Raw genomic sequence first — 11,969 nt, 5'->3', positions numbered from 1 at the left:
GCAAATATAATTATATGTAGAATAAAACATTATTATTTATTACAAATTCTTCTGGTAAATTATTAAATTTGACGAAAATAATTCTAACAGATGAGCATTTTAAAAGGAGTAGGTGTTGCATTGGTAACGCCCTTTAATGAAGATTTATCCGTTGATTTCGACAGTTTAACAAAACTTGTTGAGTATAATATCGAAAACGGAACCAATTATTTAGTTGTTTTGGGAACTACAGCAGAAGCTGCAACGCTTTCTGATGAGGAGAAGAAACAGGTGATTGAGCATATCATTAAGGTTAATAACAAACGTCTTCCTTTGGTTTTAGGAATTGGCGGGAACAATACTCTTGAAGTAAAGAAACAGATAGAAGAAACAGATCTTTCAGCATTTGATGCAGTACTTTCTGTATCTCCATACTATAACAAACCGAATCAGGAAGGACTTTACCAACATTATAAAATGTTGGCTTCTACCGGTAAAAATATCATTATTTATAATGTTCCATCGAGAACAGGACAGAATCTTGAAGCTGACACGACGATCCGTCTGGCAAAAGAATTCCCTAATCTGTTGATGATCAAAGAAGCGGCACCGAATATTCTTCAGTACTTCGATATTTTAAGAAAGAAGCCGGAAGGTTTTTTATTGGTATCAGGAGATGATGAATATACATTGCCTGTAACTTTAGCCGGTGGAAACGGAGTGATTTCCGTGATCGGGCAGGGGTATCCAAAAGAATTCTCTACAATGGTTCAGTTGGCTTTTGAAGGAAAAGTAAAAGAAGCATACGAGATTCACAATAAGTTGGTTGAAATGACAAGATTGATCTTTGCAGAAGGAAATCCATGTGGAATTAAAGTGATTTTAACGGAAAAAGGAATCATCAAAAATTATCTGAGACTTCCTTTAGTTCCTGCTTCAGAAGGTCTTTATGCGAAGATCAAAGCTGAAATGGAGAAAATTTAATAAGCCGTCAATGGTGAATTTTGCTTCGCAAGTGAATTGTCAATATTTAAAGTTAAGTGTTGACAGCTCACCATTGACATCAAAAATACCAAAGGTGAAAAGTTCCGGCTTTTCACTTTTTTTAATCATAAAAAGTATGAAATTAATAAAGGCGACAGAAAAAGATATTCCCCTTATTCAGGATCTGGCGAAAAGATCATGGGGAAATGCTTATGCGGATATTCTCTCCGGTGAGCAGATGGACTATATGCTTTCAGAAATGTATTCCGAAGCAGAAATCAGTAGTCATCTCAGCAATGCAGATTATCATTATTATATGATTCAGGATGATAATAATGGTTCGTATGAGGGCTTTATAGGATACCAGCATCATTATGAAGAGGGAACCACAAAACTTCACCGGATCTATTTAGTTCCGGAAAGCAAAGGGAAAGGTTTCGGAAAAGCTGCCCTGCAGTTTCTTAACGGTAAAGTAGCTGAGAACAGAGATAAAAGGATTATATTGAATGTCAACAAATACAATGCTGCCAGAAATTTCTACGAATCCCAGGGATACAAGGTGTACGGAGAGGGAGTTTTTGATATAGGAAATGGTTTTGTGATGGATGATTATCTGATGGAATTCTTAATTCACGAATGAATGACTTAAAATTGTGTAACATTTAATTTTAATTCTATAACATGTGATGTTTCTTTTTGGTCCATCTTTGTATCAGAACCAAATCACTTTCAATAATACATTCATATGCTTGGTTTTGAGCTTTTGCAGCTTTTTATCAGTATATTTTTTTCATCCTTAGTGTTTAAATTCCTGTATTCTATATGCAGGAGTTTTTTGTTTTTATACATTATGTTAAAAAAATTCACTGCTATTTCACTTTTAAATGAAATAAATTATTATATTTACTTCGAAATTTGACACACTTATATTAGGATGAAAATGTATGTAAAATTTGATTTCAATGCTCTCTGTAAGAAAGTGTTGGATGAAAAGCTAAAAGAGCATGGGCTGAAATACCGCCTGCTGAACTTTGGTGAAGTGGAGTTCTATGAACCGATTACCAAAGAGCAGCATAATCTATTTAAGAAGAATCTTGGAGATTACGGTATAGAGATTATTGAAAGCCAGAAAACGGCTTTAATACAGAAGATAAAAGATGTCATCGTAGAGCTCGTTTTTGCCGAAAACGCTATTCCCGTAAAAGCATCTATTTATATTGCTGAAAAACTGAACCATAGCTATGGTTATCTTTCCAATCTTTTTTCTGAAGTAGCCTATACTTCAATAGAGAATTTTATTATCCATCAGAAAATTGAGTATGCAAAAGAGCTGATTTTAAATAATAAACTGAGTCTGACAGAAATTGCCCATAAACTGAACTATTCCAGCGTAGCCCACCTGAGTACCCAGTTCAAAAATACAACGGGCATTACGCCTTCTCAGTTTCATAAGATCATTACCAGGAGAAGAAAGATCCAAAGCATGGCCACAAATTCTAAAATGATGTATGAATAAAGAATATTTAAATGTAATAGCAGCAGATAATGACGAGGGTAATATAATATTTTTTAAAAATATTTTCAAGGATTTAAGGATCGGAGTAAAGTCCCAATGTTTCTCGAGCGGAGAGGATCTTATGGAGTATCTTACCAGTGAAGGAACCATTATTCCTGAAGTTGTTTTCATTAAATATGACATTCCCGGAAAAAATTCTATGGAATGTCTGGATGAAATAAAAACAGATTCCAGATTAAGCAATATCATCATTGTAATATACAGTGATCAAATTTCTGAAAGTGAAATAGAAGAAATATTTGTTAATGGAGGCAATATTGTTATGAGAAAGCCAGACAGCTATGATGGTCTTAAAAAATCACTCACAGAAATAATTACAATAAACTGGCAGTACCATACTTCCGGACTAAATAAAGATAATTTCATCATGAAAGTATGATGGATAAAGTAATTTTTAGTTTTTATTTATGAAGGTGTAATTGGTATTTAATACATACTATTCACATAAAGGTGAGAATTGTATAACTAATAATGAAAATGATATAAGACAAAATCGGCGTAATATCACCAATTTTGTAAATGTAAACATTGCAACACAAATTAGCATATAAAAAGCAATGGATGATAGAGAATAGATTATTTCATTTAGAAATCAAGATATAAGTCACAATGTTAGTTTTAACAAAATGAATTATCTTCATTTCCAGCTATAAAGCATAGAAGATCTTTAAACAAAACGGTACAATCATGAAAACTTAAAAAAGTTGAAGGGTATTTATTCGTTTCATTCCCACTTCCTTCAACTTGAAACAGTTAGTTTTTATAATAAGCAAGCTGGAAAAATAATTCATTTTGTTTTTTTTAATTTATTTTAATAGTCAGGACTGAAAATTCAAATAATATATAAATATTTTCACACCAAATCACAAGATATTAAGTTCTGACTACTAGAATAAATTCTTTACACAGACCAAAAGTAATTTCTTCTAAATAACAGTTTTATAAGGGGGCCGCGGAAAGATTTTCTTTTCGCGGTTTTTTTATGAAATTTTACTCCACTTATTCTTTCCTTTGTAGTACCTCAGGTAGTAGTTTTTGATGATCACGTTGTCCGGATTAGCCAGATGGGGATCTGCTTCCAGAATTTTATCAACTGTATTTTTTGTGGTTTTGATAATGGCAGAATCATTCACCAGATCCAGTCTTTTAAAATCTACCACTCCGCTTTGTTGTGTTCCCAAAATATCTCCGGGACCTCTGAGCTGCATATCCACCTCTGAAATTTTAAACCCGTCATTGGTCTCTGTCATCGTTTTGATACGCGTTCTGCTCTCCTTAGATAATTTATCGGAAGTCATAAGGATGCAGTAACTCTGTTCTGCCCCTCTTCCTACACGGCCTCTCAGCTGGTGAAGCTGTGAAAGTCCAAATCTTTCCGAACTTTCTATAACCATTACAGATGCATTAGGCACATTCACACCTACCTCAATCACAGTAGTTGCGACCATGATTTCTGCTTTACCTGAAGCGAAATAATTCATAGCGGCATCCTTTTCAGCAGGTTTCATTTTTCCGTGAAGCATTGTAGTATTATAGTCCGAAAATGCGGTCATCACATGGTCAAGGCCTTCCATCAGATTTTTATAATCCAGAGTTTCTGATTCTTCGATCAGTGGATACACAAAATAAACCTGTCTTCCTTTTTTAATCTCATCCCTGCAGAAATTATACACATAGGTTCTGTCTTTTTCTCTTCTGTGCGCAGTGATAATAGGTTTTCTTCCTACCGGCATCTCATCAATCACGGAAACGTCAAGATCAGAATAAAAACTCATGGCCAGCGTTCTTGGGATAGGCGTTGCTGTCATGACTAAAATATGTGGAGGAATTTTATTTTTAGCCCATAATTTAGCTCTCTGTGCCACACCAAATCTGTGCTGTTCATCGATAATAGCCAGACCAAGATTTTTAAACTTCACCTTATCTTCAAGAACGGCGTGTGTTCCTACTAATATAGACAACGTTCCATTTTCAAGTTCTTCGTGGATGATCTTTCTTTCTGAGGTTTTGGAAGAGCCGGTCAGTAGACGCACATTGATGTCCGTCGCCTCCAAAAGCTCTTTGATGCCATTATAATGCTGTTGTGCCAAAATTTCAGTAGGTGCCATCAGACAGCTCTGAAAGCCATTGTCCATTGCAATCAGCATGGTGAGTAAAGCAACCATTGTTTTTCCTGATCCTACATCACCTTGTAAAAGCCTGTTCATCTGAACAGGTCTTTTCATATCCAGGCGAATTTCTTTTAAAACCCGTTTCTGTGCCCCCGTAAGGTCAAAAGGGATATGATGATTATAAAAATCATTAAAATGATCACCAACAATAGGAAATGGATTTCCGGGTGAATGGCTTCTGTGATGTAGTTTTTTAAGGGCATAACCCAGCTGGAAAAAGAAGGATTCTTCAAACTTCAGTCTGTTATCGGCTTTTTCGTAATGCTCCATGTCCTTTGGGAAATGGATATTTAAATAGGTATGTTGTCTTGATAAAAACTTAAAGGCTTTTGTAAGATAGTCCGGAAAATTTTCTTCAACCAGATTCGGAATTTCTTTGCAGATATTTCTTAATATAACCTGAAAAAATCTTTGATTCAATCCTCTTTTAGTCAACTTTTCGGAGCTGGGATAGATCGGCTTCAAACGGTTTTCACCTTCTTTTTTTTCTTCCACTTCTATTTCAGGATGTGGCATGGAAAACTGGCGGTTGAAAACATTGATCTTTCCGAAAATATAAACTTCACGGTTAATCGGAAGCTGTTCCTTCAGCCATTTCGAATATTGAAACCATACCAGATCCATTGTTCCCGTATCATCATTGAATTTTGCCGAAAGCCTTTTCGTTTTTCCGGTTTGAACCTCCTGTACCTGTGTGATTCTCCCCTTAAGCTGTATTTCAATACTGCTTTCCTCAAGCTGGGAAATTTTAAATACTTTACTTTTATCCAGATAGCGGATAGGGTAGAAGTTCAGAAGATCATCAACGGTTGAAAGACCCAACACACTTTTGATGAGTTTGGCTCTGTCTGGACCGATTCCTTTTACGTATTCTATGGAAGTTTCTGGGGTCATTTTTAAAAATGAGGCCTAATTTCGGGAAAATAGCCTGAAGATTAAAATTTTTTACTGGAAATATTGCTCATCAATATCAAAAAAGCGGCTTCCAATGTATGAAAGCCGCTGTATGATTTTAATCCTTGATGCCGGATTTGAATTTTTTCTGATAATCTTCCCACTGATCCCTGGTACGGATCTTTTTAAAAAGATCTTTTGAGATAAATTCTAAATAAGGTTCCAGTTCTTTGGCAGACAATTCTCCCTGAAGAATGGTGATAGGTCCTCCTTTTTCGTCCAGAAACACCGTGCTGGGAACAGCACCTACATTCATGTATTGAGTGAACTCGTGGAGGGAGTTTTTTCCTTTCTTATGTTCTGTATTATTATTGGAAAATGTTCTTTCGAAGACCTCAATAGATTTTTTCTCTTCTGCATTGAACTTAACCGGATAGTAGTTTTCATTTAAAATCCGGGCAATTACATCGTGACCGTATGTTTTTTTGTCCATTATCTTGCATGGTCCACACCAGTCTGCATAAAAATCGATCAGAATTTTTTTTGGATTTTCTTTTTGAGCTTTTAAAGCTTCTTCGATGGTCATCCATTGTACCTGAGCGAAACTAAAATTGACTAAAAGAAGAAGGATTATGCTTATAATTTTTTTCATAATTTGATATTTAAGTAAAAATAAGCATAATCTGCTTACTTTATTTTACCTCCTGCATTAATTTTTTCACGAACGGAGATATCAAAATTAATACCACCCCGGCAATTACCGCGTATAATCCCAATTGTTTATATCCATCAGTATAAGTGATTAAAACATCATAGTTGGTAGAACCTTCTTTGGCGGTGGCAAGTCCGGCACCAATAATTCCGGCTACATACTGTCCGTAAGCCGAAGCCAGGAACCACATTCCCATCATCATTCCCTGAAGATTCTTGGTGGAAAGTTTTGTCATGATCGATAGTCCGATCGGTGACAAGCATAGTTCTCCAAGCGTGATGATCAATAATGCCAGCGTGAAAAAGTTCAGTGAAGTGATCCCCTGAAGATCTGCGAAAAGTCGGGTTGCAAATAAAACATAGTACCCAATACCCAGGAAGATAAATCCTAGACCGAATTTAACGATGGTGTTAGGTTCAATCTTTCTCTTGTTCAGCCATATCCATAAAAGTCCGATAAGCGGAGCAAGGAAAATAATGAAGAATGCGCCTCCTGAATTATTCACTCCATTCGGATCTAATCCTAAAAGATCTTTATTAAGGTTTTTAGCGGCGAAAATACTTAGAGAACCACCACTTTGTTCATAGATTCCCCAGAATATAATAGAGAAGATAATGAAAACTAAGGCTGCCCAAAGTTTTTTACGCTCTGATGCTGTTACTTTTGACATTTCATAAAAAAGATAGATCAGGGTCAATGGCCCGATAGTCCACATAAAATAATCAGTATATTCCGTTTTGGCTACCATTTTCATGATAATTGGAACGAAGATAAGAGACAATACGTACACTCCGTATTCTTTCCATTTGGGAATCGGGGCAGATTTAATTTCAGCTAAAGGATGTCCCGGCTGAAGTCCTATGGTACCCATTCTTCTTTGAGTAAAAATAAAATTGATAAGACTGATGACCATGACCACTGAAGCAAGTCCGAAGGCTACATTCCATCTCATGGCTTCCGAGATCATACCGCCTAAAATTTCACCTTTACCGATGGCAATACAAAGATAACCACCCAGTAAAGCGCCCAGGTTGATACCTGCATAAAAAAGAGAGAAACCGGCATCTGCTCTTGAATCGTTTGGCTTATAAAGCTGTCCTACCATGGATGAGATATTAGGTTTGAAGAAACCTGTTCCCACTACGGTAAATGCTATTCCCAGGAAAAAGAATTGATGGGGGTCGGCTGCCAGAATCAAACTTCCTACAATCATCAGAAGTCCGCCCCAAAAGAGTGATTTTCTGAATCCAAGGATTTTATCAGCGAAAAGACCGCCAACAAATGTGAAGGCGTACACAAACGCCTGGGTAGCGCCATATTGAAGGTTAGCTTCTTTTTCATGGAAATTCAGCTGTGAGATCATAAAGAAAACCAGCATTCCACGCATTCCGTAGAAACAGAAACGCTCCCACATTTCAGAGAAAAACAGGCTCCATATCTGTCTGGGATATTTTCCTTTGAAATTTTGTATTTCATCTAGAGTTAAGCTCATAATTGTATATGATTGATTTTATTAGGGTTGTTTATTGTTGTTTTGGTCCAGTTCAAAACGAATTCTGTCCTGGTTAATGATTTCTTTTAATTCCTCTTGTTTGGGAAGGTAGAGAAGGTATTTGCTGACAATTCCAGTTATTTTGAATAGACTCATTGATATAGTAATTCCTTTTGTCAATAGGGCCAAGTCTTATCAGTAATCTGTAATGAGTCCAGCTCAATTCGTGACGCAGTGCGTCACATTTTGGAAATGCCTGGTAAAAGGAGCGCATATTCCTTAAATTACTTTCTTCAAAACCTTTTCCAAACTCCAGAGAAAGTTTCTTAGAAAGATTTTTTAAGGTTTGCTTTCCGTATTCAGCGCGTTCTTTTCCCTGGTGTTCATCTTCTACAATCAGATTTCCGATCTGCCAGTAAGTAAGCAGTAAAGTAGAATTCGCTATCCGAAACACTTTTTCGCGCGACTGCCTAATAATTTCCTTTACGGATTGAAATAAAGAATCTTCGGAAATTTCCATCATACGAAAATAAAAAAAACCTCCGACTTAGCAGAGGTTTTTATTGTATTTTGTTGATGCGGTTATTTTACACCGTGCATCATTTTCTTTAAGACTGGAGATAGTAACGCCAAAATTACAGCTGCGATACCACAAAGTACTACGAATACCATAAAGAATTCAAATAGGTTGTGGATCTCAAATCCTGCAAATGTAGGATTGTGTAGTGGCAACTGAGCTTTTTCAAATGCTACCGCCTGATCAGCCGTTAATGTCACTTTTTTATCTAAAACATCCTGAAGATCAACGCCTATTTCCTTTGCTTTAGTGAATTTGTCACCTGTAGCCGGGATAAGAGCACCCAATGAACCTGCCAAAGCATACCCTGCAGCATTGGAAATAAAGAATACACCATATAATAAAGAGGCAAATCGTTTAGGAGCAAGTTTACCTACCAGTGATAGACCAATTGGAGATAAACAAAGCTCACCACAAGTCTGGATGAAATAAAGAAGCATCAACCATTTGATGGCCAATAATCCTGAATTTCCAAGATCTTTTACATTGTGTGCAATGATGAAATAAGAAAGAGCGATCAATGCTAATCCCATTGCCTGCTTGAAAGGAGACACGGGTTCTCTTCCTTTTGTTCTTAATTTATCCCATGTTAAACTGAATGGAACTGCTAACAGAACTACGAAAATACCGTTGAAGATCTGAACCATTGAAGGAGGCATATTCCATCCGAAAATGTTTCTGTCTGTTTGGTTGTCCGCGATAAATGTTAATGAAGATCCTGCCTGCTCGAAAGCTGCCCAGAAGAATATGATAAAGAAGGATACAATATAAATTACCCAGATTCTTTGTCTTTCAATCTTGTTTTCTGCAGAACTCATGATAAGGAAGGCTAAGGAAATACCAGCTGCATAAATGAAAGGATAAATAATTCCTTTGATCATTTGACCCATTTCAACCGCGTTAAACCCGAATTCTCCTACCAAAAGATATCTGAAGGCAAAGAATAAAACAACAAATAAAAATCCGGTAATCCCTAATGATGTTCCTGAGAATTTGGCTGTCTGAGTTTCGCCTTCTTCAAAGTCTGCACTTGTATTGTTCTTTGGTAATCCACCGATAGGTCTTCCTTCCGGGGTTACTACATACTTATTTTTAAGGATGAAGAATGTCACTGTTCCAATGACCATGGCAATGGAAGCCGCTAAGAATCCCCATTTGAAAGCAAAAATGTCTCTTACTCCTGTCGTTGCATCTTTCACGTCTCCTACGTACGGGCAGATAAACTGTCCAAGGAATGCTCCGATGTTGATCCCCATATAGAAAATGGTGAATGCTGAGTCTAATTTGGATTTCTCCTGTTTAGGATAAAGACTTCCTACCATTGAGGAAATATTAGGCTTGAAAAATCCATTACCGAAAATGATAACGAATAAAGCCAGCCACATAATCATTTTTGAACTGCCAAGATCGGCAGAGAAAGTAGAGGCACTGATAAATAGTAGAAACTGGCCGATAGCCATTAAAGATCCACCGATTAAGATGGCATTTCTGTTTCCGATATACTTATCTGCAATGAATCCTCCCAAAAGAGGCGTTAAATAACATAAAGCTAAAAATCCACCGTAAATGATTGCCGCATCAGCCTCTTTTATTAATAAGGAATTTACCATAAAGAGCGTCAAAAGGGCTCTCATCCCATAAAAGTTGAAACGCTCCCACATTTCTGTTCCGAAAAGAACCCACAATCCCTTTGGATGCCTTGAATTCTTATTCTCTACAAATTCATCCGGTTTCGGACTTAATGCTTCAATATTATCCATTCTATTGTTAATTTTTGTTAAGACTGACAAATATAGTTTTTTTTGAGTTTTTGGCAAGGTTTTAATTTTATATTTAAATAAAAAAGCTGCAGAGTGATTCTGCAGCTTGATATTCTTTATGATAATGGCGCATTAGTGCCCTTTTTCCTTCATGATCTTGTTTAATCTTTTTAACATGGATAACCCTAAAAGTGTTGCAAATATTAACAGAGCGAAGTTCACCAGGAAGTAATTCATTTTGTTGTCGTAATTGTACCAGGTACTTGCCAGAATTCCTGAAAGTTTATTTCCTACTGAATTGGCCAGGAAGAAACCTCCCATCATCAATGCCGTAATTCTTGCCGGGGAAAGCTTGGAAACAAAAGAAAGCCCCATCGGAGAAAGGCATAATTCCCCGACAGTAATGACTCCGTAACCGGCAACCAGCCAAAGTGGCGATACTTTTACGGCGCCGTTGTCTCCGGCCATCACCGCAAGAACCATGACCAGACAGGATAATCCGGAGATAAATAGTCCCAATACAATTTTTGTAGGAGTTAAAGGTTCTTTTCCTTTCCTTCTCAATAAAGCCCAGAATCCTACAACCACCGGAGTCAAAGCAATTACCCAGAATGGATTGATAGACTGGAATAATTCCGTGTTATATAAATAGACTTTAGATTCAGGATTTCTTTCCAGGGCTGCACGCTGCTCAGGAGAAATATTTCTGAAGTAGATATCTTTTCCTGTTTCCTTAATGCTTTTTCCATCCTTGTCTTTTTGAGATTGGAACTGGTTATCGTAGACAGGAACTTCTTTGTCTTCGTAGCTCTTTCCTTCTACCATATAAATGTCTTCAAGAGGTTTCTCTAAAGAGGCAGGAACACTTCTGTCCGTATAATAATTGGCCCATCTCGTAAGTGCTGTCCCATTTTGTTTAAAGACTGCCCAAAAGAACATACTGATCAGGAATACTGAAAGCAGTGCTCCAATAGAAGGTTTTTCTTCCGGTTTGGCTTTAAAGTAAAGCGAAGCATAAAAGTAAATAATAGGAACACAGGCAAAAATAAAGGCATCCGTACTGTCGCTTCCGAAAATGTTGCCTGGAATAAACCATCCTATAGCTCCCACTGCAATGGCAGGGACAAAAACTTTAATTAAAATTTCAGAAAGTTTAGTGTCTCCTTCTTCTACAGGTTTCATTTGTGCAGCGTGGATATAGTGTTTTCTTCCGATGGTAAAAATTACCATTCCGATGAGCATACCAACTCCTGCAGTAATGAATGCTTCACCCCACCCGAATTTATTACGCATGAAAGCAGCAATAATATTACAGATAAAGGCTCCGATATTGATTCCCATATAGAAAATATTGTATCCGGAGTCTTTATTGGCTTTATAAGGTTCTTCAGAATAGAGGTTTCCTAATAACGTAGAAATAGTGGGTTTGAAGAATCCGTTTCCAATGATGATCAGGGCTAAAGAACCGTAGAAAAGGGGAAGTTCTTTGAAGACGCCCATTCCTATATATCCAGCGGCCATTAAAATTCCACCCAGATAAATAGATTTGATATATCCTAAAACCCTGTCAGCCAAAAATCCTCCAAGGAATGGCGTTAAGTAGGTCAAAGCGATGTAGGTTCCGAAAATATCATCGGCTGTTTTGTCCGGAAGCCCAAGTCCTCCTTTTAGTCCGGTGGGCTCAATGACATAAAGAACAAAGATTCCAAGAATCAGATAGTACCCAAAACGCTCCCACATTTCTGTGAAAAAGAGAAAGGGCAGGCCTTTAGGATGTTTAGTCTTCATATATTCAATTTTCAAATTTCCCAAAAATAAGTTTTT

General features: G+C 36.9%; 10 protein-coding genes. 4 read left to right on the top strand and 6 right to left on the bottom strand.

The window, feature by feature from the left end; translation table 11 throughout:
- Positions 1 to 90: 90 nt before the first annotated feature.
- From dapA to EG346_RS01450, 4 genes are all read left to right on the top strand, one after another.
- Positions 91 to 963, top strand: a complete 873-nt coding sequence (gene dapA, locus EG346_RS01465; protein WP_073331718.1) for a 4-hydroxy-tetrahydrodipicolinate synthase — start codon at positions 91 to 93, stop codon at positions 961 to 963.
- Between the two features lie 136 nt (positions 964 to 1,099).
- Positions 1,100 to 1,603 (top strand): GNAT family N-acetyltransferase, encoded by a 504-nt coding sequence (locus tag EG346_RS01460; RefSeq protein WP_123876756.1) that lies wholly within the window; start codon positions 1,100 to 1,102, stop codon positions 1,601 to 1,603.
- 294 nt (positions 1,604 to 1,897) lie between these two features.
- Positions 1,898 to 2,479 carry a helix-turn-helix domain-containing protein gene (locus EG346_RS01455; RefSeq protein ID WP_123876755.1) on the top strand — a complete coding sequence of 194 codons (582 nt, stop codon included), beginning with the start codon at positions 1,898 to 1,900 and terminating at the stop codon, positions 2,477 to 2,479.
- Positions 2,472 to 2,918: a response regulator gene (locus EG346_RS01450; RefSeq protein ID WP_123876754.1), complete on the top strand. Its 447-nt coding sequence runs from the start codon at positions 2,472 to 2,474 to the stop codon at positions 2,916 to 2,918. The genes EG346_RS01455 and EG346_RS01450 overlap by 8 nt, the downstream gene beginning before the upstream one ends.
- A 601-nt stretch (positions 2,919 to 3,519) precedes the next feature.
- Here the strand turns inward: EG346_RS01450 and recG are convergent.
- The 6 genes from recG to EG346_RS01420 form a co-directional block, all read right to left on the bottom strand.
- A complete protein-coding gene (gene recG, locus EG346_RS01445) occupies positions 3,520 to 5,604 on the bottom strand; it encodes an ATP-dependent DNA helicase RecG (RefSeq protein ID WP_123876753.1) in 2,085 nt (694 codons plus the stop codon).
- A gap of 118 nt (positions 5,605 to 5,722) precedes the next feature.
- Positions 5,723 to 6,256, bottom strand: a complete 534-nt coding sequence (locus EG346_RS01440; protein ID WP_073331705.1) for a thioredoxin family protein — start codon at positions 6,254 to 6,256, stop codon at positions 5,723 to 5,725.
- 40 nt (positions 6,257 to 6,296) lie between these two features.
- Positions 6,297 to 7,808: a peptide MFS transporter gene (locus EG346_RS01435; RefSeq protein ID WP_073331703.1), complete on the bottom strand. Its 1,512-nt coding sequence runs from the start codon at positions 7,806 to 7,808 to the stop codon at positions 6,297 to 6,299.
- Positions 7,809 to 7,881: 73 nt separating this feature from the next.
- On the bottom strand, positions 7,882 to 8,331 hold the full coding sequence (locus EG346_RS01430; RefSeq protein WP_228429368.1) for a DUF1016 N-terminal domain-containing protein: 450 nt from the start codon (positions 8,329 to 8,331) through the stop codon (positions 7,882 to 7,884).
- A gap of 59 nt (positions 8,332 to 8,390) precedes the next feature.
- Positions 8,391 to 10,145 carry a peptide MFS transporter gene (locus EG346_RS01425; protein WP_073331698.1) on the bottom strand — a complete coding sequence of 585 codons (1,755 nt, stop codon included), beginning with the start codon at positions 10,143 to 10,145 and terminating at the stop codon, positions 8,391 to 8,393.
- Positions 10,146 to 10,277: 132 nt separating this feature from the next.
- Entirely contained in the window at positions 10,278 to 11,933 is a 1,656-nt protein-coding gene (locus tag EG346_RS01420) for a peptide MFS transporter (protein WP_123876752.1), read from the bottom strand.
- Between the last annotated feature and the right edge of the window lie 36 nt (positions 11,934 to 11,969).

The organism is Chryseobacterium carnipullorum (assembly GCF_003815695.1).
Taxonomy (GTDB): Bacteria; Bacteroidota; Bacteroidia; order Flavobacteriales; family Weeksellaceae; genus Chryseobacterium; species Chryseobacterium carnipullorum.
This window is presented reverse-complemented; position numbering and strand designations above follow the sequence as displayed.